At 55.5% G+C, this 23,315-nt stretch carries 20 protein-coding genes; 6 read left to right on the top strand and 14 right to left on the bottom strand.

The genetic code is table 11. The annotated features are described in order from the left end of the window. The first annotated feature begins 17 nt into the window (after positions 1-17). A complete protein-coding gene (oqxB, locus tag Q5705_10965; protein WLI75128.1) occupies positions 18-3,170 on the top strand; it encodes a multidrug efflux RND transporter permease subunit OqxB in 3,153 nt (1,050 codons plus the stop codon). 67 nt (positions 3,171-3,237) lie between these two features. Here oqxB and Q5705_10960 read toward each other — a convergent pair whose 3' ends face one another. Together Q5705_10960 and Q5705_10955 are read right to left on the bottom strand one after the other, a co-directional pair. Further along, positions 3,238-3,717 (bottom strand): Rrf2 family transcriptional regulator, encoded by a 480-nt coding sequence (locus Q5705_10960; GenBank protein WLI75127.1) that lies wholly within the window; start codon positions 3,715-3,717, stop codon positions 3,238-3,240. A gap of 163 nt (positions 3,718-3,880) precedes the next feature. Continuing rightward, positions 3,881-4,267: a helix-turn-helix domain-containing protein gene (locus Q5705_10955; GenBank protein WLI75126.1), complete on the bottom strand. Its 387-nt coding sequence runs from the start codon at positions 4,265-4,267 to the stop codon at positions 3,881-3,883. Between the two features lie 99 nt (positions 4,268-4,366). Between Q5705_10955 and Q5705_10950 the strand changes: the two genes are divergently transcribed. Next, positions 4,367-5,098, top strand: coding sequence for an SDR family oxidoreductase (locus Q5705_10950; protein WLI75125.1), 732 nt, complete (start codon positions 4,367-4,369; stop codon positions 5,096-5,098). Positions 5,099-5,171: 73 nt separating this feature from the next. Here Q5705_10950 and nrdG read toward each other — a convergent pair whose 3' ends face one another. The 3 genes from nrdG to treR form a co-directional block, all read right to left on the bottom strand. Beyond that, on the bottom strand, positions 5,172-5,636 hold the full coding sequence (gene nrdG / locus Q5705_10945) for an anaerobic ribonucleoside-triphosphate reductase-activating protein (protein WLI75124.1): 465 nt from the start codon (positions 5,634-5,636) through the stop codon (positions 5,172-5,174). A 95-nt stretch (positions 5,637-5,731) separates the two neighbouring features. Beyond that, positions 5,732-7,867: an anaerobic ribonucleoside-triphosphate reductase gene (gene nrdD, locus Q5705_10940; GenBank protein WLI75123.1), complete on the bottom strand. Its 2,136-nt coding sequence runs from the start codon at positions 7,865-7,867 to the stop codon at positions 5,732-5,734. 372 nt (positions 7,868-8,239) lie between these two features. Continuing rightward, entirely contained in the window at positions 8,240-9,187 is a 948-nt protein-coding gene (gene treR, locus Q5705_10935; GenBank protein ID WLI75122.1) for a trehalose operon repressor TreR, read from the bottom strand. A gap of 341 nt (positions 9,188-9,528) precedes the next feature. On the opposite strand from treR, the gene mgtA reads away from it, so the two are divergent. Continuing rightward, on the top strand, positions 9,529-12,219 hold the full coding sequence (gene mgtA / locus Q5705_10930) for a magnesium-translocating P-type ATPase (GenBank protein ID WLI79014.1): 2,691 nt from the start codon (positions 9,529-9,531) through the stop codon (positions 12,217-12,219). A gap of 160 nt (positions 12,220-12,379) precedes the next feature. Next, positions 12,380-14,764 (top strand): family 20 glycosylhydrolase, encoded by a 2,385-nt coding sequence (locus Q5705_10925; protein WLI75121.1) that lies wholly within the window; start codon positions 12,380-12,382, stop codon positions 14,762-14,764. A 126-nt stretch (positions 14,765-14,890) separates the two neighbouring features. Here the strand turns inward: Q5705_10925 and ridA are convergent, their stop codons facing one another. The 4 genes from ridA to Q5705_10905 form a co-directional block, all read right to left on the bottom strand. After that, positions 14,891-15,277: a 2-iminobutanoate/2-iminopropanoate deaminase gene (gene ridA / locus Q5705_10920; GenBank protein ID WLI75120.1), complete on the bottom strand. Its 387-nt coding sequence runs from the start codon at positions 15,275-15,277 to the stop codon at positions 14,891-14,893. Positions 15,278-15,350: 73 nt separating this feature from the next. Further along, the gene (pyrI, locus tag Q5705_10915; protein ID WLI75119.1) at positions 15,351-15,812 is read right to left on the bottom strand and encodes an aspartate carbamoyltransferase regulatory subunit; all 462 of its coding nucleotides are present in this window, start codon (positions 15,810-15,812) and stop codon (positions 15,351-15,353) included. A 13-nt stretch (positions 15,813-15,825) separates the two neighbouring features. Next, positions 15,826-16,761, bottom strand: a complete 936-nt coding sequence (gene pyrB, locus Q5705_10910; protein ID WLI75118.1) for an aspartate carbamoyltransferase — start codon at positions 16,759-16,761, stop codon at positions 15,826-15,828. Then, positions 16,754-16,900 (bottom strand): pyrBI operon leader peptide, encoded by a 147-nt coding sequence (locus tag Q5705_10905; GenBank protein WLI75117.1) that lies wholly within the window; start codon positions 16,898-16,900, stop codon positions 16,754-16,756. The genes pyrB and Q5705_10905 overlap by 8 nt, the downstream gene beginning before the upstream one ends. Between Q5705_10905 and Q5705_10900 the strand changes: the two genes are divergently transcribed. Further along, positions 16,892-16,996 (top strand): hypothetical protein, encoded by a 105-nt coding sequence (locus tag Q5705_10900; protein ID WLI79013.1) that lies wholly within the window; start codon positions 16,892-16,894, stop codon positions 16,994-16,996. The genes Q5705_10905 and Q5705_10900 overlap by 9 nt on opposite strands. 3 nt (positions 16,997-16,999) lie before the next feature. On the opposite strand, the gene Q5705_10895 is transcribed toward Q5705_10900, so the two are convergent. Genes Q5705_10895 through arcA form a run of 5 tightly spaced genes read right to left on the bottom strand, consistent with a single transcriptional unit; the run spans position 17,000 to position 22,157 of the window. Beyond that, positions 17,000-17,479 carry an ArgR family transcriptional regulator gene (locus Q5705_10895; GenBank protein ID WLI75116.1) on the bottom strand — a complete coding sequence of 160 codons (480 nt, stop codon included), beginning with the start codon at positions 17,477-17,479 and terminating at the stop codon, positions 17,000-17,002. Positions 17,480-17,539: 60 nt separating this feature from the next. Beyond that, on the bottom strand, positions 17,540-18,943 hold the full coding sequence (locus Q5705_10890; GenBank protein WLI75115.1) for a YfcC family protein: 1,404 nt from the start codon (positions 18,941-18,943) through the stop codon (positions 17,540-17,542). 48 nt (positions 18,944-18,991) lie between these two features. Further along, on the bottom strand, positions 18,992-19,996 hold the full coding sequence (gene argF / locus Q5705_10885; GenBank protein WLI75114.1) for an ornithine carbamoyltransferase: 1,005 nt from the start codon (positions 19,994-19,996) through the stop codon (positions 18,992-18,994). Between the two features lie 18 nt (positions 19,997-20,014). Then, positions 20,015-20,926 (bottom strand): carbamate kinase, encoded by a 912-nt coding sequence (gene arcC, locus Q5705_10880; GenBank protein WLI75113.1) that lies wholly within the window; start codon positions 20,924-20,926, stop codon positions 20,015-20,017. Positions 20,927-20,936: 10 nt separating this feature from the next. After that, on the bottom strand, positions 20,937-22,157 hold the full coding sequence (gene arcA / locus Q5705_10875; protein ID WLI75112.1) for an arginine deiminase: 1,221 nt from the start codon (positions 22,155-22,157) through the stop codon (positions 20,937-20,939). A gap of 677 nt (positions 22,158-22,834) precedes the next feature. Here arcA and Q5705_10870 point away from each other — a divergent pair. Further along, positions 22,835-23,287, top strand: a complete 453-nt coding sequence (locus Q5705_10870; GenBank protein WLI75111.1) for a YhcH/YjgK/YiaL family protein — start codon at positions 22,835-22,837, stop codon at positions 23,285-23,287. Positions 23,288-23,315 lie beyond the last annotated feature (28 nt).

Below are 23,315 nucleotides of genomic sequence, written 5' to 3'. Positions count from 1 at the left end.
ACCTGAGAATCCGACACATGGACTTTTCCCGCTTTTTTATCGACAGGCCGATTTTCGCCGCGGTGCTGTCGATTCTGATTTTTGTCACAGGATTAATCGCTATCCCGCTGTTGCCGGTCAGCGAATATCCTGACGTCGTACCGCCAAGCGTGCAGGTGCGCGCGGAGTACCCAGGTGCCAACCCGAAAGTGATTGCAGAGACCGTGGCGACGCCGCTGGAAGAAGCGATCAACGGCGTTGAAAACATGATGTACATGAAATCTGTCGCAGGCTCCGACGGCGTGCTGGTGACCACCGTAACTTTCCGCCCGGGTACAGACCCCGATCAGGCGCAGGTTCAGGTGCAAAACCGGGTATCACAAGCCGAGGCGCGTCTGCCGGAAGATGTGCGGCGTTTGGGCATCACCACCCAGAAACAGTCGCCAACGCTGACTCTGGTGGTGCATCTGTTTTCGCCCGGCGGTAAATACGATTCCCTGTATATGCGTAACTACGCCACGCTAAAAGTGAAGGATGAACTGGCGCGTCTGCCCGGCGTCGGCCAGATTCAGATTTTTGGCGCGGGCGAATACGCGATGCGCGTCTGGCTGGATCCCAATAAGGTGGCGGCGCGCGGGTTGACTGCCTCGGATGTGGTGACGGCGATGCAGGAGCAAAACGTACAGGTTTCCGCCGGGCAGCTTGGCGCCGAGCCGCTGCCGAAAGAGAGCGATTTCCTGATCTCAATTAACGCCCAGGGCCGTCTGCACACGGAAGAAGAGTTTGGCAATATCATTCTGAAAACCGCGCAAGACGGCTCGCTGGTACGCCTGCGCGACGTGGCGCGTATAGAAATGGGTTCTGGCAGCTATGCGCTGCGTTCCCAGCTTAATAATAAAGACGCGGTCGGGATTGGTATCTTCCAGTCCCCGGGGGCGAACGCCATTGATTTGTCTAACGCGGTGCGCGCTAAAATGGACGAACTGTCCACGCGTTTCCCGGAAGATATGAAATGGGCGGCACCTTACGATCCGACGGTTTTTGTACGTGATTCCATTCGCGCGGTAGTGCAGACGCTGCTGGAAGCGGTGGTGCTGGTTGTACTGGTCGTGATTCTGTTTCTGCAAACCTGGCGCGCGTCGATTATTCCGCTGATCGCGGTGCCGGTATCGGTCGTGGGCACGTTCAGCATTCTCTACCTGCTTGGCTTTTCGCTTAATACCTTGAGTTTGTTCGGGCTGGTATTGGCTATCGGTATCGTTGTGGACGACGCCATCGTGGTGGTGGAAAACGTCGAGCGAAATATCGAAGAGGGGCTTGCTCCCCTTCAGGCGGCGCATCAGGCGATGCGTGAAGTTTCCGGGCCGATTATCGCTATTGCGCTGGTGCTGTGCGCGGTGTTCGTACCGATGGCGTTTCTCTCCGGAGTAACCGGTCAGTTCTACAAACAGTTTGCGGTGACTATTGCGATTTCGACGGTGATCTCCGCCATCAACTCGCTGACGCTCTCTCCGGCGCTGGCTGCCCTGCTGTTAAAGCCGCACGGTGCACCGAAAGACTTCCCGACCCGGCTTATTGATCGTCTGTTCGGTTGGCTTTTCCGTCCGTTTAACCGCTTTTTCCACCGTAGCTCGAACGGCTATCAGGGGCTGGTTGGCAAAACGCTCGGACGACGTGGCGCGGTGTTTGCGGTTTATGTGCTGCTGCTCTGTGCCGCTGGCGTCATGTTTAAAGCCGTACCCGGCGGGTTTATTCCTACTCAGGATAAGCTGTATTTGATTGGCGGCGTGAAAATGCCGGAAGGCTCTTCGCTGGCACGCACCGATGCGGTGATCCGCAAAATGAGCGAAATCGGTATGAATACCGAAGGTGTGGATTACGCGGTAGCCTTCCCTGGGCTTAATGCGTTGCAGTTCACTAACACGCCGAATACCGGGACGGTTTTTTTTGGCCTGAAACCGTTCGACCAGCGTAAACATTCTGCAGCGGAAATTAACGCTGAAATCAACGCTAAAATCGCGCAAATCCAGCAGGGCTTTGGTTTCTCCATTTTGCCGCCGCCGATTTTAGGGCTGGGTCAGGGGTCTGGTTATTCGCTGTACATCCAGGATCGCGCCGGTCTTGGCTATGGCGCGCTGCAAAACGCGGTGAACACGATGTCCGGTGCGATTATGCAAACGCCGGGGATGCATTTCCCTATCTCAACTTACCAGGCTAACGTTCCGCAACTGGATGTACAGGTCGATCGTGATAAGGCGAAAGCGCAGGGCGTGTCGTTGACCGATCTTTTCGGTACGCTGCAAACCTATCTGGGATCGTCTTATGTGAACGATTTTAACCAGTTCGGGCGTACCTGGCGCGTGATGGCGCAGGCCGACGGGGCATTTCGCGACAGCGTGGAAGATATCGCGAATTTGCGCACCCGTAATAATCAGGGCGAAATGGTGCCGATCGGCAGTATGGTGAATATCAGTACCACCTACGGGCCGGATCCGGTGATTCGCTACAATGGTTATCCGGCGGCGGATCTCATTGGCGATGCCGATCCGCGCGTACTCTCTTCCTCGCAGGCGATGACGCAACTGGATGGGATGTCTAAGCAGATCCTGCCGAATGGGATGAATATTGAATGGACGGATCTGAGCTTCCAGCAGGCCACTCAGGGCAATACGGCGCTGATCGTCTTCCCGGTCGCGGTGCTGCTGGCGTTCCTGGTGCTGGCGGCGCTGTATGAAAGCTGGACGCTGCCGCTGGCGGTGATCCTTATCGTCCCGATGACGATGCTGTCCGCGCTGTTTGGCGTCTGGCTGACCGGTGGCGATAACAACGTGTTCGTGCAGGTTGGTCTGGTGGTACTGATGGGGCTGGCCTGTAAAAACGCGATTCTGATCGTTGAGTTTGCCCGCGAGCTGGAAATCCAGGGGAAAGGGATCATCGAAGCGGCGCTGGAGGCTTGTCGCCTGCGTTTACGCCCGATTGTTATGACTTCCATCGCCTTTATTGCCGGGACGATCCCGCTGATCCTCGGCCACGGCGCGGGCGCAGAAGTGCGCGGCGTCACGGGGATCACGGTGTTCTCCGGTATGCTGGGTGTGACGCTGTTTGGTCTGTTCCTGACGCCGGTGTTTTACGTTACGCTGCGTAAATTCGTTATGCGCGGCAAACCGGTAAGGGACGTTTTGCCAGCGTAAGTTTTTGCAGATAATAAAAAAACCGCCTTCACTGTGAAGGCGGTTTTTTTTCGCAATAAGAAAATAATTAATGCGCTTTTTTATACAGGGCATCCATTTCAGGTACCGGATCGCACCCGCTGGTATCGGCTTTTTTGACTTCTTCCAGCGCGCTTGCCACGGTATGGCGAGCTAACACCTCTAACGAAGCCTGCTCCGCTTCATCAGCAATAGATTTGAAGTACCAGCACGCGTTGGCGCTGACCACGCAGCGAGCCGGTATGTCGGGGCGTGACGCCCACAGTTTTTTATCTTCTATTACAGAAATGTAGATATCGCGCAGGGTGATCTGCTCCGCCGGACGACCAAGATGAATAGAACCGTTGCGGCCAAGCGTTGAGACGATAATGCCGTCACGCGTGAGAGGAACCATTAATTTACGGATAAAGCTCGGATTAGCTTCCAGACCGTAGGCCAGAATCGCACTCGTCGAACGTTCACCCGATTGCTCCGCCATCGCTACGCTGAGAACCATCTGCAAAGCTGTCGGGAAGCGGTAATCTAACATTTTAGTGTCCTGGGTTGCGGTGAATCTTGTTCTTTTTGGCACCGCAGAGGTGAGTAAGCAATGAGCAACAATATAACAAATACGACAATTTTTTTGAAGCAGTCTACGTTTGACTTGACACGTAAAAAAAAGTTTCCGGCGCGCGCCGGATGTGAGCAAAGTATTACTCCGCGCACGCTTTAGCTGCATGAGCACGATCGTACTCAGCCTGCGCTAATTCCATAGCCGGACCGAATTCCAGCGCCCAATTCGCCAGCGCAACAAAAGGCTGCTGTAGTGACTGCGCCAGCGGCGTAATAGTGTATTCCACACTCACCGGAGAAGTAGGCAGAACGTGACGAGTGACTAAACCGTTTCGCTCCAGCCGTTTCAGCGCATCTGCGAGAGCCTTATGGGTAATCCCATCCAGGCGTCTGCGAATTTCATTGAATCGGGCAGGTTCAGTACACAACACCGTGAGAATTAATATCGACCATTTATTGGTGATGTTTTCTAACACCGGTCGGGTTTTTCCTATATCTGTCATGCAGTTGTCGTTATTTTCTTTCATAGCGATATATCCAGTTATATTTGGTATGGTGAAAGTGCGTAATTGATATTAAGTATAGTTTTTATATCATCTGTTTTCGACCTAAACCGGAGAAATCAGATGGGCAAAATTGAGAAAAAAGTCGCGGTGGTTCTTGGTGGCGCTAAAGGGATTGGGCTGGCTATCAGCCAGCGTTTAGCCACCGAGGGGGCAATCACCTGGTTCACTTCGCGACGAGAAGAAGAACTTGAGGCAGCCAAAAGCAAAATATCAGGGATCGCTATGCCACTGCGGGCAGATGTCAGTCAGAAGAATGAACTGAACCGTATAATGCAGACCATTTCAGAGCAATCGGGTCAGATAGATATATTGGTCATCAATGCTGGCATGTCGGAATACGCCACGCTTGAAGAGATAAATGAGCCGCATTTTGACCAGACTTTTGGCCTGAATGTTCGCTCCCCCGTCTTTGCCTTGCAGGCAGCATTGCCTCTGATGAAACCCGGCAGCAGTGTCGTACTGATCGGTTCAATTGCTGATGTTATCGGCACGCGAGGATATGGCGTTTATTCGGCCAGCAAAGCCGCACTGCGCTCTTTTGCCCGCACCTGGACACGTGAACTTGCCACGCGCGGCATCCGTGTTAACGTTGTCGCGCCCGGTCCTGTAGACACTGACATGATGGCCGCAGCGTCTGAGGAGGTGCGTAACGTATTAACGAGCACAATACCACTGGGCAGGATGGCCCAGCCTGAAGAGGTCGCAAACGCTGCATTTTTCCTTGCAAGTGATGAGAGCCGCTATATTGCAGGTGCAGAAATCTGTGTTGATGGCGGAATGACGCAGGTTTAAGCGATGACACGACGGCCATCCCAGGATGGCTGTTCAGAAAATTATCAAGACTCCAGCAAACGGCTGTCATTTATCAGCGCAAATGGTGCACAACCTGGTTGCTGCTGCCGCGCCAGATAAGCATCGGGTCTTTGAGATCCTGGACGAATTTGCCGTCGATCAGCACGTTGATCAGCGCGACGATTTCCTGTTGTGCGGCGTTCAGTTCATCGATTTTGTAGCCGGTCCACACCCAGATATCTTTGCCGGGGCATTCGGCGCGAATGCGGGTGACCAGTTTTAAAATATCCGGCACGTTTTGCGGATGTAGCGGATCGCCGCCGGAAAGGGAGATGCCCTGGCGTTTGATTCGCGTATCGTTGAGATCGGCGATGATGCGATCTTCCATTTCTTGAGTAAACGGCTCGCCGGAGTTCAGCCGCCAGGTGCTTTTGTTGTAGCAGCCTGGGCATTCGTGCACGCAGCCGGAAACGAACAGCGTGCAGCGAGTCCCAGGGCCGTTCACAATGTCGACAGGGTAGTACTGGTGGTATCTCATATTCTTTAGCCATTGCCGGATGGCGGCTGCGCCTTATCCGGCCTACACAATACCCGTAGGCCCGATAAGCGTAGCGCCATCGGGCAAATCCATACTTAACCAATCTGCCCGTTACCCAAATGTTTCACGCGGCGTTTCACCTCTTCCTGCTTACCGGCGTTAAACGGGCGTGCATCCGGGCTGCCGAGATAACCGCACACGCGGCGGGTCACGGAGACACGCGTGGCGTCGTGGTTGCCGCATTTCGGGCAGGTAAAGCCTTTACTGGTGCACTCGAACTCGCCGGTAAAACCGCATTCATAACATTCATCGATCGGCGTATTGGTGCCGTAATACGGCACATGCTGATAGCTATAATCCCACACATCTTCCAGCGCGCGCAGGTTGTGCTGAATGTTCGGATACTCGCCATAGCAGATGAACCCGCCGCTGGCTAATGGCGGATACGGCGCTTCGAAATCGATTTTGTCGTACGGGTTAACCTTTTTCTCCACGTCGAGGTGGAAGCTGTTGGTGTAATACCCTTTATCGGTCACGCCTTCGACCACGCCAAAATCGGCAGTATCGATACGGCAGAAGCGGTCGCACAGGTTCTCGCTCGGTGTGCTGTAAAGGCTGAAACCGTAGCCGGTCTCCTCTTTCCACAAATCCACCGCCTGGCGCAAACGCTCAACAATCGCCACGCCTTTCGCGCGCAGTTCTTCGCTGTCGTAGATGTGCTTATTACCCGAGAGCGCATTAATAGTTTCGTGAATGCCGATATAGCCCAACGAAATCGACGCGCGGCCGTTTTTAAAGATCGGCGCGATGTCATCATCGGCTTTCAGGCGCACGCCGCAGGCCCCTTCCATATAGAGGATCGGCGCAACACGCGCTTTTACCCCTTCCAGGCGGGCGATGCGGGTCATCAATGCTTTACGCGCCAGTTGCAGGCGGCTATCCAGCAGTTTCCAGAACGCCGCTTCATTACCTTTCGCTTCCAGCGCGATACGCGGCAAGTTCAGGCTGATCACGCCAAGGTTATTACGCCCGTCGTGTACCATTTCGCCATTCTCTTCATACACACCGAGGAAGCTGCGGCAACCCATCGGCGTTTTAAACGAACCGGTCACTTTTACGACCTGATCGTAATTCAGGATATCCGGGTACATGCGCTTGCTCGCGCACTCCAGCGCCAGTTGTTTGATGTCGTAGTTCGGATCGCTGAACTTATGGTTCAGCCCGTCGCGGATGGCGAACACCAGTTTCGGGAACACTGCCGTTTTGCGGTTTTTACCCAGCCCCGCAATGCGGTTACGCAGAATCGATTGCTGAATCAGGCGCGATTCCCAACTGGTGCCGAGACCAAAACCGAAGGTGACAAACGGCGTCTGGCCGTTGGCGGTGTGCAGTGTGTTGACTTCATATTCCAGCGACTGGAACGCGTCGTAGCACTCTTTCTCGGTGCGGGTGTGGGCATAGCTGTCGGCGTCCGGGATCTGCCATTCGGCTGCCACTTTGCGATGTTTTTCGAAGCTGGCGGTAACAAACGGGGCCAGCACTTCATCAATACGGTTGATGGTGGTGCCACCATAAATATGGCTGGCGACCTGAGCGATAATCTGCGCGGTCACGGCGGTGGCGGTGGAGATCGATTTAGGCGGCTCAATCTCGGCGTTGCCCATCTTAAACCCGTGGGTCAACATGCCTTTCAGGTCGATCAGCATACAGTTGAACATCGGGAAGAACGGCGAATAGTCGAGATCGTGATAGTGGATCTCACCACGTTCATGGGCTTGCACCACATCGCGCGGCAGCAGATGCTGGCGGGCGTAGTGTTTGGCGACGATACCCGCCAGCAGATCGCGCTGTGTGGGGATCACTTTACTGTCTTTGTTGGCGTTCTCGTTCAGTAGCGCCGAGTTAGTCTGCTCAACCAGCCCGCGAATCTCCTGGTTCAGACGGCCCCGTTTTTCACGCGAGATATCGCGGTCATGGCGATATTCAATGTAGGCGCGCGCCAGTTGTTTGTACGGCCCGGACATCAACTGGTTTTCAACAGCGGTCTGGATTTCGCTGATATCGACCTGAGAACGGCCCTGCATTTGACCACTAATCACTTCTGCGACGGTGGCGCAATAGTCTGCGTCATCGACTCCCGCTGCTTGAGCCGCACGCAGGATAGCTTCCTGGATGCGCGCTGAGTTGAAAGGCACTTTACAGCCATCTCGTTTCATCACATGCGGTGTCATGATCACTCCATTTTAGAAAACAGGTTATCCACAATAAAGGACGCGCAAACTGGCGGGTTATTCATTACTAAAACCAATGTGTTCGTCCTGGTTTGGCCCGTATTATCCACAGAGCAAATTGCGCTTATGGCGGTTGGCTTGTGTAAATAATAGGCGATTAATACAACATATAGGGCCGGGGTGCATTCTAAATTCTATATATAGTGATTTGCATCAAACATGTTTACGTTTTTATTGACTCAGAACAATGTAAAAATCTGATCGCAGGGCGGGCGGGCATTCAGGAGAAATATAAAATCGCGTCTTTTCATTCTGCTTAAAAATGCAACAAAAACAGCAAGGTTATGTTTGCTGTTTCGCTGCGAAGCCGGGTTAAACCAGCCGGGCGGGGATCACAATCTGGCGCGGCGTGGTGCGTCCACCAATCTGCGTGATTAATTGCGCTGCCGCCTGGCGACCCGCCTCGCCATAGCCAGGATCGACCGTGATGATTTCCGGGTGCAGGAAGGTGATAAGCGGCGTGTTGCCAACGCTGGCAAGCTGAAGATGTTCAATGCGTTGCGCCTGTAAATATTTGCTCGCCCCCAGGGCAAGGCTATCGGAGGCGCACAGCAACGCGGTGGTACCGGGCGTCAGGACATCGGCGACATGCTCATAGCCCTGCTTCATACCAAGGCCGGGCAGCACGGAACGCGGGGCAAGCTGACGCTGCTGGCAGAACGCCAGGTAGGCTTCATGGCGGCGCTTGCCCGTGGTGATGTCGCTGTGCGGCACGCCCAGAAAGCTAATCTGGCGATGACCCTGCGCATACAGTGTCTCCATCAATAAATGGATGGCGCCCTCATCGTCATAACAGACCGAGGAAAAACCGCTGGCGTCGCGCGCAAGCAGCACCAGCGAAGCGTGCCAGGCGGCGAGCCGCTCCTGGGTGAGGCCGGTAAAACCAAACAGCACCACGCCGTCGATATTGCGCTGGCTCAGCATCCGCAAATGTTCCCCCACCAGCTCCGGTTTAAACTGGCTCTCCATCATGATCGGATCGTAACCCTGCTCATAGAAGGCCGGCAGCATGGTTTGCACCGCCAGATTTTCCGAGCGAGAATCCAGCCGCGTCACAATAATCGCCACCACTTTATCGCTCTGGCCGCGCATAGCGCGCGCGGAACGGGAAGGGGAAAACCCATGCTGATTCACCACCGCTTCCACGCGCTCGCGGGTGAGCGGGCTGACGCCGCTTTCATTATTCAGCACGCGGGAAACGGTGGATTTCCCCACGCCGCTTAAACGCGCAATGTCTTTGATGGTTAGCCGGTTTTGCATGGGTCCGTCCTGATCCTTACGAGGAGGGTTGGCAGAGTGAGGGAGTGTTGTCCTGAATCAGGAGTAACAGCAATGAGTAAAGTCTGGTTTACGTTCGGTTTAATCCGACGCGGCTATGATACCGCCGCGTAATCATTCACTTTCCAAATCTTACCGGAGGCGACATGGATCCCGATCCCACCCCTCTCCCGCGACGGAGACACTCTTTCCGGTAAGCCTGCTTTTGCTGCCTTACCGGATGCGTAAGGCAGCGACGTCTTTTTCGTCCCTGCTTAACTAAACCGCCCGCTGGCGCGGCTTTGGCGCGCCCGCAATCAAGGCAAGGACTTCTTATGCTGAACATGACCCGGCAGCTTTTCGCTCGCCTGAACCGCCACTTGCCGCGCCGCCTGGTGCAGCGCGATCCGCTTCCTGACGTACACGCCACCGCTCATGGCGACATCCCCGCGTCGCTGAGCGAACGCTGCCTGGCTATCGCGGCGATGGAGCAGGACGCCCTGTGGCAAACCTTCAATAGCCACCCGGAAGGGCTTAATGCGCAGGAGGTTGCACTGGCACGCGAAACGCACGGCGAAAACCGCATCCCGGCGCAAAAGCCGTCTCCCTGGTGGGTGCATCTGTGGCTCTGTTACCGCAACCCATTTAACTTGCTGCTCACCGTGCTGGGCGCAATTTCTTATGCGTCGGAAGATCTGTTTGCCGCCGGGGTGATAGCGCTGATGGTGGCTATTTCCACGCTGCTGAATTTCCTGCAAGAAGCCCGCTCGACCAAAGCGGCAGACGCATTAAAAGCGATGGTCAGCAACACCGCCACCGTGCTGCGGGTGGTGAATGAGAAGGGTGAAAATGGCTGGTGCGATATGCCTATCGACCAACTGGTGCCGGGCGATATCGTCAAACTGGCCGCTGGCGATATGATCCCTGCCGATTTGCGCCTCATGCAGGCGCGGGATCTGTTTGTCGCCCAGGCGTCCCTCACCGGGGAATCTCTGCCGGTAGAAAAAGCCGCCTGCACCCGCCAGGCGGCACAGCGCAACCCGCTGGAGTGCGACACCCTCTGTTTTATGGGCACCAATGTGGTGAGCGGCACGGCGCAGGCGCTGGTGATTGCCACCGGCGGCAATACCTGGTTCGGGCAACTGGCCGGGCGCGTCAGCGAACAGGAAAGCGAGCCCAACGCCTTCCAGAAAGGCATCAGCCGCGTCAGCTTGTTGCTCATCCGCTTTATGCTGGTCATGACGCCGATCGTGCTGCTCATTAACGGCTTTACCAAAGGCGACTGGTGGGAAGCGGCGCTGTTTTCCCTCTCGGTTGCCGTGGGACTGACACCGGAAATGCTGCCGATGATTGTCACCTCAACACTGGCCCGTGGCGCGGTAAAACTGTCAAAACAGAAAGTCATCGTGAAACATCTGGATGCCATTCAGAACTTCGGCGCGATGGATATTCTCTGCACCGATAAAACCGGCACGCTGACGCAGGATAAAATTGTGCTGGAAACGCATACGGATATTAGCGGGAAGGTGAGCGACGCGGTGTTGCACTGCGCGTGGCTGAACAGCCATTACCAGACCGGGTTGAAAAACCTGCTTGATACCGCCGTGCTGGAGAGTGTCGAGGCCGACATGGCACAAACCCTTGCCGCGACATGGCGCAAAGTGGATGAAATCCCCTTTGATTTTGAGCGCCGCCGCATGTCGGTGGTGGTAGCGCAGGCAGCGGGCGCGCATCAGTTGATTTGCAAAGGCGCGCTGACGGAAATGCTCAGCGTCTGCTCGCAGGTGCGTTTCAATGGCGAGATTATTCCGCTGGATGACACCATGCTGCGGCGCATTACGCGCGTCACCAGCACGCTCAACCGCCAGGGGCTGCGGGTGGTGGCGGTCGCCAGCAAATATCTGCCTGCGCGCAGCGGCGATTATCAGCGTGTTGATGAATCGGATCTGATCCTCGAAGGCTACATCGCCTTTCTTGATCCGCCGAAAGAGAGCACCGCACCGGCGCTTAAAGCGCTAAAAGCCAGTGGTATAATCGTCAAAATCCTCACCGGCGATAGCGAAGTCGTGGCCGCGAAAGTATGCCATGACGTGGGGCTGGATATTGGAGATACGCTTACCGGCAGCGAGCTTGAGCACCTGAGCGACGATGAATTAGCGCAGAGGGCGAAACATATCACCCTGTTTGCCCGCCTGACGCCGATGCATAAAGAGCGCATTGTGCGCTTACTGAAACGCGAAGGACATGTGGTGGGTTTTATGGGCGACGGCATTAACGACGCCCCGGCGCTGCGCGCGGCGGATATTGGCATTTCCGTGGATGGCGCAGTGGATATCGCCCGTGAAGCGGCGGATATCATCCTGCTGGAAAAGAGCCTGATGGTGCTGGAGCACGGTGTTATCGAAGGGCGGCGTACGTTCGCCAATATGCTGAAATACATCAAAATTACCGCCAGTTCTAACTTCGGCAATGTGTTCAGTGTGCTGGTGGCGAGCGCGTTCTTACCGTTTCTGCCGATGTTGCCGCTGCATTTGCTGATCCAGAACCTGGTTTACGATGTCTCTCAGGTGGCGATCCCGTTTGATAACGTCGATGAGGAGCAGGTCGCCAAACCGCAGCGCTGGAACCCGGCGGATCTGGGGCGGTTTATGATCTTCTTTGGCCCGATCAGCTCCATTTTCGATATCGTGACGTTTTGCGTGATGTGGTGGGTGTTTAATGCCAATGTGCCGGAAGCGCAAACCCTGTTTCAGTCCGGCTGGTTTGTGGTGGGGCTGCTGTCGCAAACGCTGATTGTGCATATGATCCGCACCCGCCGGGTGCCGTTTATTCAAAGCCGTGCGGCCTGGCCGCTGATGGCGATGACGCTGATGGTGATGTGCGTTGGCATTGCGCTGCCGTTTTCACCGCTGGCGGGTTACTTGCAATTGCAGGCGTTGCCGCCCGGTTATTTCCCGTGGCTGGTGGCGATCCTGGCGAGTTATATGACGCTGACCCAATGGGTGAAAGGATTTTATTACCGCCGGTATGGTTGATGTCGGCCCGATAAGCGACGGGTTATGCGGCAATGTTGACCGGGAGATCCTCTTAAAAACAAGAAGTTGTGATCGCCGTCGGGCGGTGTGCTTGACGCTAAAAAATGCGCATGTTACCTGAATGTTTTGCCTCGTTTGCCGCCGCCTCTAAGGAACATTCATGTTACGTTACAGCCTCTTAACTGCCGGGCTACTGCTCGGCACTTCTGCCCTTGCCGCACCCGCTGGCGACCTTCCGTTAATGCCCTGGCCTGCAAGTGTCGAACGGCCGGCGAGCCAGGGCGCGCTGGTGCTGAATAATCAACTCTCGGTTAGCGTTAGCGGTGACGATTTGGGTGAGGCGGTAAGCCGCTTGCGCCAGCGCATTGCCCTGCAAACCGGCTGGACGCTGCAACCGCAGGCCGATGATGTGCAAAACGCCACCATCAGCATCACCATTGCGCAAAAAGTGGCGCCGCTGCCCACACTCGATAGCGATGAAAGCTATAAGCTGACAATCGATGCCAATGGTGTGCGTATCGCGGCAAATACCCGCTTTGGCGCACTGCGCGGAATGGAAACGCTGCTCCAGCTTATCCAGAACACTACGGAAAATAGCGTCTTACCGTGGGTCACCATTAACGATTCGCCGCGCTTCCCGTGGCGTGGGCTGCTACTCGATTCGGCCCGTCATTTCGTGCCGATTGAGGATATCAAACGCCAGATTGACGGCATGGCGGCGGCAAAACTGAACGTGCTGCACTGGCATTTAACCGACGATCAGGGCTGGCGTTTTGCCTCGAAGCGCTACCCCAAACTGACACAGCTTGCCAGCGACGGGCTTTTTTACACCGAAACGCAAATGCGGGATGTCGTGCGCTATGCCACCGAGCGCGGTATTCGCGTGGTGCCGGAAATCGACATGCCGGGACATGCGTCGGCGATTGCCGTGGCCTACCCGGAATTGCTCAGCGCGCCAGGGCCGTATTCGATGGAGCGCCACTGGGGCGTGCTGAAACCGGTGCTTGATCCCACAAAAGAGGCGACTTACGCCTTTGCAGAGGCGATGGTCAGCGAACTGGCGGCGATCTTCCCGGATGCGTACCTGCACATCGGCGGCGATGAAGTGGACGATACGCAGTGGAAAAATAACTCCGCTATCCAGCGATTTATGCGCGATCACCAACTTGCTGATAGCCATGCGTTGCAGGCGTATTTCAACCGCAAGCTCGAAACGATCCTTGAAAAACACCACCGCCAGATGGTCGGCTGGGATGAGATCTTCCACCCGGATCTGCCAAAAAGCATTCTGATCCAGTCCTGGCAGGGGCAGGATGCGCTCGGCGAGGTGGCAAAGCAGGGCTATAAAGGCATTCTCTCCACCGGTTTTTATCTCGATCAACCGCAGTACACCGCGTATCACTACCGCAATGAGATCGTGCCGCAGGGCGTAAACAACGTGGATGTGATTGCCGATAACGACAGCGCACAGAGCTGGTCGTTTTCGATGCCGCGCCTGAAAGGCAGCCCGGTTGCGGGCAGTTTTACGCTGGTCAAAGGCGAGAGCGGCTGGCGCGGGTTTATTGATTTCAACGGCAAATCCCGCCGGGCGGTGCAGAAGATCGACTGGCGCAGCGACAGCCAGGTGACATTTAGTGTCGATACCTGGATGGGCGAAACCCGCCCGGTGGTGACCCTTACCGACGATAAACTCAGCGGTTATTTCCTGCTCGGCAACGTGCGTTATCCGATTAGCGGCGCGCGGTTGAATGAGGTGCCGAAAGGTATCGCGCCGGTGGTGCCGGACGCCAGCCAGCAGGCAAATTTGCTCGGCGGAGAAGCCGCGCTATGGGCGGAAAACGTAGTTGCGTCGGTGCTGGATATCAAATTGTGGCCGCGTGCCTTTGCCGTGGCAGAGCGGTTGTGGTCGGCGCAGGATGTCAACGACAGCGAGAATATGTATGCGCGTTTGCAGGCGATAGATAGCTGGTCGACGGTGTCGGTTGGCCTGCAACAACACAGCCAGCAGCAGGTGCAGTTCACGCGACTGGCGAACAATGCGGATACTGTGCCGCTGCAAATCCTCGCCCAGGCGATAGAGCCAGCCCACTATTACACACGCCAGCATGTGAAGTTTCAGGCGGGGAATTATCACCAGTTCGAACCCCTTAATCGCTTTGCCGATGCGTTGTTTGCGGAAAGTCCCACCGTGCGCCAGATGAACCAGTGGGCGGATAGGTTAATCAGCGATGCGGAAGACAGTGCCAGCGCCGGGGCGTTGCGTCATGTGTTTAACCGCTGGCAAAACAACACCAGTGACGCGCTGGCGCTTTGCGACAGCAATTATCAGTTAAAAGCGATGAAGCCGGTGATTCAGGAAGTTGATAAGCTGGCGTCGATTGGCCTGCGGTTGACCGATTTGGTGGCGCGCCAGGGCACGCTGGATGACGGGGAAATTAGCGCTATTCAGCGCGAACTGGATCAGGCGGCGCAAGTTCAGGATGAAGTGGTGATCGCGGCGGTCTATCCGCTGGAGAAACTGCTGCGCGCGACGGTGAACCAGTAGATGATGATCGCCCGATGGCGCTACGCTTATCGGGCCTACAAAGGCGCTGTTGCCCGATGGCGCTATGCTTATCGGGCCTACGGGGTTGTAGGCCTGATAAGGCGCAGCCGCCATCAGGCGTTTTGCTTAACGACGCACGGCGATAGCTTCGATTTCGATTTTCACGTCTTTTGGCAGACGCGCCACTTCCACGCAGGAGCGCGCCGGGAAAGAGGCGTTGTGCTCGGTGAAAAAGGCTTCGTAGGTAGCATTAACGGTGGCGAAATCGTTGAGATCTTTCACGAAAACGGTGGTTTTCACGATGTCGCCCACTTTCAGCCCGGCGGCTTCAACGATTGCTTTCACGTTGTCCAGCGACTGACGCGCCTGGGCGGCAATCTCTTCCGGCACGCTGCCGGTTTTCGGATCCACCGGGATCTGACCAGAGGTCAGGATCATGTTGCCGAGATCGACAGCCTGAACATAAGGGCCGATAGCGGCTGGCGCGTTTTCCGTGGCGATAACTTTGGTCATAATCACTCCTGTAATCTGCGGTAATAAGATGCCGACCCATTATAGGGAGGGCACCAGCCATTACAAACCGCAATTAGTTAGCCAGCACCACATGGTGCGAGAACTCTTTTTCACAATATTTGCACTTCAATGCGATATCATTTTCGCGTTGTTTCACTGCAAAACTGGACGACACCGGCTCTGCATGGCTGATGCAGTTGCTGTTCGGGCACACCAGCACGCCATTAATGCGCTCCGGCAGGCTCGGGCGGGATTTCCCCACCACTTCGTAATCATCAATACGATTGACCGTGGCGCGCGGCGCATACAGAGCAAGCTGGTTGACTTGTTCGTCGGTGAGAAACGTGTTCTCAATCTTGATCAGATCCTTACGGCCCATTTCACCGGATGGCAGGTTCAGACCGATGGTGATGCGCTGGTCGGTTTCCGTCAATTTGAACAGCGTCAGCAGTTTAAACCCGACACGGGCCGGAATATGGTCAATCACGGTGCCGCGTTTGATGGCTTCGACTTGCAGTTTATTATCATGAGTCATTGTCGTTTCCCCTTCACAGAGCCAAATCGCGATTCAGAACCAGCGCCAGCAGTGCCTGGCGAGCGAAAATACCGTTTCCAGCCTGCTGGAAATACCAGGCGTGCGGCGTTTTATCCACATCGGTGGTTATCTCATCGACGCGCGGTAACGGGTGCAGCACTTTCATATTGCTGCGTGCGCCAGCCAGGTCAGCGGCGCGCAATACAAACTGCGCTTTCACGTTGGCGTATTCCGACGGATCCAGGCGCTCTTTCTGCACGCGCGTCATATACAGAATATCCACTTCTGCCATCACCTCTTCAATGCTGGCGTGCGCACTCCAGGCGATGCCTTTCTCATCAAGCATATCGAGAATGTACTGCGGCATCGCCAGCGCGTCCGGGGCGATAAAGTAGAAACGGTTACCGCTGAATTTTGCCAGTGCCTGCGCCAGCGAGTGCACGGTACGGCCATATTTCAGGTCGCCGACCATGGCGATATGCAGGTTTTCCAGGCGGCCTTGCGTTTCCTGAATGGTGAACAGATCCAGCAGGGTTTGTGTCGGGTGCTGGTTTGCGCCGTCACCGGCGTTAAGCACCGGAATGCCGCCAGAGAACTCCGTCGCCAGACGCGCCGCGCCCTCTTGCGGATGGCGCATCACAATCGCATCCACATAGGTGCTGATCACCGAAATGGTATCCGCCAGCGTTTCGCCCTTTTTACCGAGCGATGTGTTGCTACTGTCGGAAAAACCGACCACGCTCGCGCCGAGGCGGTGCATGGAAGTTTCAAACGACAACCGCGTGCGGGTGGAGGCTTCAAAGAAGCAACTGGCGATCACTTTATGTTTAAGCAGCTCCGGCTGTGGGTTGGCCTTCAGACGTGCCGCCGTGTTGAGCACCAGTTCAAGTTCTTCGCGGCTGAGATCGTTTATGGAAATGATATGTTTCTGATATAGCGGGTTAGCCATGGTTATCTCCTGACGACTGCGCAAAAAAAAGCCCCTCAATAGAGGGGCTGTGGAATAGGTAAGCAACGGGAACGGAAAACGGCAGGCCTGCGCCCTTTTTCAGACGCGGTAAGAGAGATTCTCGTACACACTGGACCATGCTTCCTCCCGGCAAATTGTCCCGGATTATACGCAGCTGTTTTTGTGGATCAAGCGATTGATGCACATTTTACGCAGAGCAAACGGTTCTCTTTGAATATTAATGCGTTCTAAGTAGATAACTAATTTTCTTATGCACCAGCGCCGTGTGCTTCACTACCCGGGGCGCGACCCAGACAATACTGCTGCCCGCGACCACGCCGAGGATTTCCGGCATCTGGTGGTAATCCAGAATGCGCGCCACCGCGCGGCCATATCCCGCTACGGTGTGAATAAGGATAAATTCGTTGTTGTGCTCCACGCTGATGACCATTTCCGACACCATGCGGGCGGCGTCGGGTGCCGGGCGCGACTGCGGATTGAGCGAATAGATTTTATGGCCCTTGGCGTTGCGTATTTTTATGACGCCGAGCAGTTTCAACAGACGGGAGACGGTCGACTGGCTGATGGTGTCAAAGCCGTGATCCTGCAAATCACGGCGGATTGCTTCCTGCGAAAGATAACTTTTTTCGCTAATCAGGTGTTGGCAGACCGCCAACTGGAGCTGCTCTTTCGGTGAATAATCTCCGTACTCTTTCATCGCTTCATTCCCATCTGTGATGTCTGAATTACCCCTGCCGCAGGCCGGATAAGCCAGCGTTTACAGCAGGGTGCCTAAACTCAGCGCCGCCATAATCACGATTGTCAGGAGAGCCAACAGCGGAGCCACCCATTTCAGGTAACGCACATAAGGAACATGAGCGATGGCTAACCCGCCCATCACCACGGCGGAGGTTGGCGTGACCAGGTTGACGAGACCGGAGGCAGATTGATACGCAGTCACCACCAGATCGCGGTTGACGTTAGCGAAGTCGGCCAGCGGTGCCATGATCGGCATCGTCAGCACTGCAAGCCCGGATGACGACGGCACAAGAAACGACAGCACCACTTCCAGCCAGTACATAACGTTAATAAATACGATGGTGGATAACCCGCTGACCGCATTCTCGGCGCTGTGCAAAATAGTATGAGTAATCATACCTTTATCCATGATCACCACGATACCGCGAGCAATGCCGATAATCAGCGCGACGCCCAGCAAATCGCGCGCGCCGTTAATAAATGTTGAGGTCAGTTCTTCTTCGCTCATGCGGGCTATCAAGCCGACAATAATGGCGCTCGCCAGAAACACCGCCGAGATCTGCGCCATCCACCAGCCGAGCACCGCCACGCCGTAAATCATCACCGCAAACGCCAGCGCGAAAATCAGCAAAATCACTTTGCGTACCGGGGTGAACACCAGCATGTCCGGGGAGGTATTGCCAAGAAAATAGGCGCGATCCTCCTCCGCTTTGTCGGCAACGATCGAGAGCGCCGGGTTAGCCCGCACTTTGCGCGCATAGTGCATCACCCAGGCAACGCAAATAACCCAGCCGATCACCAGCAGCGCCACGCGCAGACCGATGCCATGAGTAAAAGGGATCCCGGCGGCGTTGGCGGCGATCACTGTCGCAAACGGGTTGATAGTGGAACCCAGTGTGCCGATCCCCGCGCCGAGCAGCACGGTGGACGCGGCGACCACCGGATCAAAACGGGCGGCCAGCATCACCGGCACCAGCAGGGTGTAGAATGGCAGAGACTCTTCCGCCATGCCGTAGATGGTGCCGCCTGCGGCAAACAGCGCCATCAGGATCGGGATCATCCACTCTTCGCGCCCGCGCAAACGTGCAGTAACGCGCGCGATCCCGGCATCGATCGCCCCGGTTTTGCCGACGATGCCCAGAAAGCCGCCGATGATCAGTACAAACAGCGCCACGTCGATGGCGCCAGCCTGGCCGGTATCAGGATCGTAAAGACCGCCGATCGGGGCCATCAGCACCGCAATAATGCCCTGCGGATGCGCGGCGACGTGCGTATAGGTTCCCGCCACCGGCACCTCTTTACCGAGGGCTTCGTTCATTGCCATCTGGTACTGCCCGGCGGGGATCACCCAGCTTAGAGCCGCCACAATGGCAATCAACAAAAAGAGAATGGTGTAAGCGGAAGGAAATTTGAACTTGCCCATGTTGTGCTCCTTGAACCCGGCGCACCCCGTGATGCGCCGGGGAGGTGGTTAGACGCCGAGTGTTGCCACCATGACCGCTTTGATGGTGTGCATCCGGTTTTCGGCTTCGTCAAAAACAATAGAGTTGGGCGATTCGAAGACCTCTTCGGTCACTTCCAGCCCTTTTAGCCCGTACGCCATCTCGATTTCGCTGCCGACTTTGGTGTGCTCGTTATGAAAGGCGGGCAGGCAGTGCATAAATTTGACGTTCGGGTTGCCGGTAGCTTTCACCACCGCACCGTTAACCTGGTAGGGTTTCATCAGGCTGACGCGCGTTGACCAGGCCTCTTTCGGCTCGCCCATCGACACCCAGACATCGGTGTAGAGAAAATCGACACCCCGCACGCCTTCTTCTACATCTTCAGTGAGCATGATGCGTGCGCCGGTTTTACTGGCGATGGCGCGGCACTGTGCAACGAGCGCCTCTTCCGGCCAGAACGATTTCGGTGCGACCAGGCGGATATCCATGCCCATTTTCGCCGCGCCCACCATCAGTGAGTTGCCCATGTTGTTGCGCGCATCGCCCAGATAAGCGAAAGCGAGATCCGCCAGCCCTTTGCCCGGCGCGTGCTCCAGCATGGTCATCAGGTCGGCCAGGATTTGTGTCGGGTGAAACTCGTTGGTTAAGCCGTTCCACACCGGCACGCCCGCGTATTCACCCAGCTCTTCCACAATCTGCTGGCCGTAGCCGCGGTATTCGATGCCGTCATACATGCGACCCAGCACGCGGGCGGTGTCTTTCATCGACTCTTTGTGACCAATTTGCGAACCGACCGGGCCGAGATAGGTCACCTGCGCACCCTGATCGAACGCGCCAACTTCAAAGGCGCAGCGGGTGCGGGTGGAGGTTTTCTCAAAAATCAGCGCGATGTTTTTGCCTGTCAGAGTTTGTTTCTCGCGCCCGGCTTTTTTGTCGGCTTTAAGCTGGATCGCAAGATCGATCAGGTACTGGATCTCCGCCGGGGTGTAGTCCAGCAGTTTGAGAAAGTTACGTTTTTTCAGGTTGATGCTCATAAGGTCTTCCTTTTGAAATCAATGACGAATCAGAGTGCCTTTGTCCCCGGCAAGAATGGCCGGGCCATCGGCCAGCGCGCCGATCCCGGCGATGCCGTGGCAGGTTTCGACAAACTGGCGGCAGGCGGCGACTTTCGGCCCCATCGAACCGGCGTCAAACTGCATACCGCGTAGCATTTCCGGCGTGACCTGCGCGAGCGGGCGCTGCGTCGGTTTTCCCCAGTCGAGGTATACCGCGTCGGCATCGGTCAGGATCAGCAGGGCGTCTGCTTCTATCTGCCGCGCTAACAGTGCTGCGGAGAGATCTTTGTCGATAACCGCTTCGATACCGTGGTAACCGCTGGCGTTTTCCACCACCGGCACGCCGCCACCGCCATTGCAAATCACCAGATGATCGCGGGCGATCAGGGCGCGAATGGCGTCACTTTCGATAATGCGTTTTGGCTGCGGGGAGGGAACGACGCGGCGGAAATAGGGGCCGTCGGCCTTGAATAGCCAGCCTTTTTCCTGTTTGAGCGCCTGGGCCTGCGCGTCGCTGTAGACCGGGCCGATGTATTTGGTCGGGTTGCTGAAGGCCGGATCGGCGGGGTCGACTTCCACTTGCGTCAGTAGCACGCTCACTTCCCGCTGCGGCAGGCTGTTTTTCAGCGCCTGTTGCAGCATGTAGCCGATCATTCCCTGGCTTTCAGCACCGAGAATGTCGAGCGGGTAGGGCGTCACTTTGTCGTAGGCGCTGTTTTGCAGCGCCAGCAGACCGACCTGCGGCCCGTTGCCGTGCACCAGCACCACGCGCCACTGCGCGGTCAGCCCGGCGATAGTGCGCGCCGCCAGTTCAATGTTCTGGCGTTGAAGGCTGGCTTCCAGCGGCTCACCGCGTTTGAGCAGCGCATTGCCGCCGAGGGCGACAACCAGGGTGGGTTTTCTTTCCATGTTGGCTCCTTTAAATGCCGTCGCGTTCCAGCGGGCAGCTCATGCAGCGTGCGCCGCCGCGCCCGCGCCCCAGTTCATCGCCCGGTATTGGCAGCACGGTTATCCCGGCTTTGTCGTATTTTTCGTTGGTCCAGGTGTTGCGCTCGTAGCCCACTACCACGCCAGGGCGCAGGGTGAGCACGTTGTTAGCATCGTTCCACTGTTCGCGTTCGGCTTCGAAGGCGTCGCCGCCGGTGGTGATAAGGCGCACCTGATCAATGCCGAGCGCTTTCTCAATGGCGTGCAGTAAGTCGGTTTCCTGAGTGCGTTGCAGGCCGCCGCGCCCGTCCGGGGTCAGCGTCCAGCAGTGCGCATCCTGGCGGACAACTTCGGGATAGACCGAGAAGGTATCAAGATCGATATGGGTCATCACGGTGTCGAGATGCATACAGGAGCGGTGTTTTGGCAGCTCAACCACCACCACGCGCTCGGCCTGGCGGTGTTTGAACAGGCTGGTTGCCAGGAATTCAACGCCCTGCGGCGTGGTACGTTCAGAGAGGCCAATTAATACCGCGCCACGGCCAAGCACTAATACATCGCCGCCTTCTAAGGTGGCGTGGTCATAATTAATATTTTCGTCGCCGAAGTATTTAATAAATTCGCCATCGGCGAAGGCGGGGTGCCAGCGATATATCGCGCGCAGATTATTGGTTTCACGCTGGCGGGCCGGTTTTGCCATCGGATTAATCGACACGCCGTTATATATCCAGCACGAGGTATCCCGGGTAAATAAATGATTGGGCAGCGGCTTCATAATAAAATCATTCGCCGTGTGGGTATCGACGACCATATTTTTAATAAATGCCGGAATTTCGCCGTAGGTCAGACCGCCACTCAGTCGCCGGGCCAGCTCGCGGTGAGACATATCCGCCAGCCAGCCGCGCACGTCTGCGGCGAAGGCTGGCCCAAGGCGATAATCCGAGATTTGCACCTCTAATAACCAGGCTTTGGCTTCTGCTATATCAAGGGTTTGTGTCAGAAGATCGGTTAACAGCAGGACCTCCACACCCTGCTCGCGCAGCGTGTTTGCGAATACATCATGCTCTTCACCGGCGCGCTCAACGGATAACACATCGTCAAACAGCAACTCCTGACAATTCGACGGTGTTAAGCGTTTCAGACTTAAATTCGGGCGGTGCAGCATCACGCTACGCAATTGACCTATTTCAGAACCGACGTAGTGCTTTTCCATAATTATTCCTTTGCGTGTTTTTGCAGAATAAAAAGGGGGCGGGCGATGAATTATTGCTAAGTTCATCACCGGTTAATCTCAATTAATTTCACGGCCAATAGTAGAAGTCGTATGAATTAATAATGTGATGATGCGCACGTCGAAATAGAGATTAAAGGCCAGCAGTTCGAATGCATGATGTTTATCAGAAAAGGAGTAATTAGCTATTTCTGATAAATGAATGCCTACGCATTAATGGCTGAACTTATTCATGAGTGTTATCAATTTGTAGTGTCTTATAGATTTCACTGAGTATTTAACTGCTTGATTTTATGCTATTTACTCTTGCCATTCGAATAATTATGCAGAAAAATGAATAAATCCGTTTAGCGGTACCGGGAAAAGAGAAATAACACGCGAATAATTACGCCAATAAACGGAGCGATAAAACGTGATGTAGTAAAGGGTTTTTAATTAAATGCTTTTAAAACAACAGGTCAACGCATTTAGCTGCTCGGCAAATTCCTGTTTTATGCATAATTACTGCATAACTTCCGCTTATGCCTTAACAGGCAAATAACAACTCTGCGATAAACATGCGTTGACGCAAATCTCCCGCAAAAAGTGGTGGTATGGCAGTGTGAATTCTCGTATAACCGTTAGAAATGAAACGACGTTTTATATTGAGGGTTTAAATCATGATCGTTGGCAATATTCATAACCTGCAATCCTGGCTGCCGACAGAGCTGCGCCAGGCAATTGAACATATTAAGCAGCACGTGACCGACGCTACGCCGACCGGCAAGCACGACATTGACGGCAGCCGCCTGTTTTATCTGGTGTCGGAAGATATGACGCAGCCGTTTGCCGAGCGCCGCGCCGAGTATCACGCGCGTTATCTTGATATCCAGATTGTCCTGAAAGGTAAAGAAGGAATGGCCTTCAGCACCCAGCCTGCGGGCGTGCCGGATACCGACTGGCTGGCCGATAAAGACATCGCGTTTTTACCGCAGGGCGAGCAGGAAAAAACCGTGGTGCTGAGCGAAGGGGATTTTGTGGTGTTCTATCCGGGTGAAGTGCATAAACCGCTGTGCGCGGTGAATGCCCCGGCACAGGTGCGCAAAGTGGTAGTCAAACTGTTAGTGGCCTGATTTTTTACCCCTCTCCCTGGTGGAGAGG

The sequence above is a fragment of the Kosakonia sp. H02 genome (assembly GCA_030704225.1).
Lineage (GTDB): Bacteria > Pseudomonadota > Gammaproteobacteria > Enterobacterales > Enterobacteriaceae > Kosakonia.
The sequence above is the reverse complement of the archived record's forward strand: the minus strand, read 5'-3'. Positions and strand labels throughout refer to the sequence as shown.

Coding starts and splice junctions, on each gene's coding strand:
- Q5705_10960 (WLI75127.1), bottom strand. CDS start 3,717: ATGTTAGATTACCGCTTCCCGACAGCTTTGCAGATGGTTCTCAGCGTA.
- Q5705_10950 (WLI75125.1), top strand. CDS start 4,367: ATGGGCAAAATTGAGAAAAAAGTCGCGGTGGTTCTTGGTGGCGCTAAA.
- treR (WLI75122.1), bottom strand. CDS start 9,187: ATGCAAAACCGGCTAACCATCAAAGACATTGCGCGTTTAAGCGGCGTG.
- mgtA (WLI79014.1), top strand. CDS start 9,529: ATGACCCGGCAGCTTTTCGCTCGCCTGAACCGCCACTTGCCGCGCCGC.
- ridA (WLI75120.1), bottom strand. CDS start 15,277: ATGACCAAAGTTATCGCCACGGAAAACGCGCCAGCCGCTATCGGCCCT.
- Q5705_10870 (WLI75111.1), top strand. CDS start 22,835: ATGATCGTTGGCAATATTCATAACCTGCAATCCTGGCTGCCGACAGAG.
- Q5705_10890 (WLI75115.1), bottom strand. CDS start 18,943: ATGGGCAAGTTCAAATTTCCTTCCGCTTACACCATTCTCTTTTTGTTG.
- Q5705_10955 (WLI75126.1), bottom strand. CDS start 4,267: ATGAAAGAAAATAACGACAACTGCATGACAGATATAGGAAAAACCCGA.
- arcC (WLI75113.1), bottom strand. CDS start 20,926: ATGGAAAGAAAACCCACCCTGGTTGTCGCCCTCGGCGGCAATGCGCTG.
- argF (WLI75114.1), bottom strand. CDS start 19,996: ATGAGCATCAACCTGAAAAAACGTAACTTTCTCAAACTGCTGGACTAC.
- Q5705_10925 (WLI75121.1), top strand. CDS start 12,380: ATGTTACGTTACAGCCTCTTAACTGCCGGGCTACTGCTCGGCACTTCT.
- arcA (WLI75112.1), bottom strand. CDS start 22,157: ATGGAAAAGCACTACGTCGGTTCTGAAATAGGTCAATTGCGTAGCGTG.
- Q5705_10895 (WLI75116.1), bottom strand. CDS start 17,479: ATGAAAGAGTACGGAGATTATTCACCGAAAGAGCAGCTCCAGTTGGCG.
- oqxB (WLI75128.1), top strand. CDS start 18: ATGGACTTTTCCCGCTTTTTTATCGACAGGCCGATTTTCGCCGCGGTG.
- Q5705_10905 (WLI75117.1), bottom strand. CDS start 16,900: ATGGTCCAGTGTGTACGAGAATCTCTCTTACCGCGTCTGAAAAAGGGC.
- nrdG (WLI75124.1), bottom strand. CDS start 5,636: ATGAGATACCACCAGTACTACCCTGTCGACATTGTGAACGGCCCTGGG.
- nrdD (WLI75123.1), bottom strand. CDS start 7,867: ATGACACCGCATGTGATGAAACGAGATGGCTGTAAAGTGCCTTTCAAC.
- pyrI (WLI75119.1), bottom strand. CDS start 15,812: ATGACTCATGATAATAAACTGCAAGTCGAAGCCATCAAACGCGGCACC.
- pyrB (WLI75118.1), bottom strand. CDS start 16,761: ATGGCTAACCCGCTATATCAGAAACATATCATTTCCATAAACGATCTC.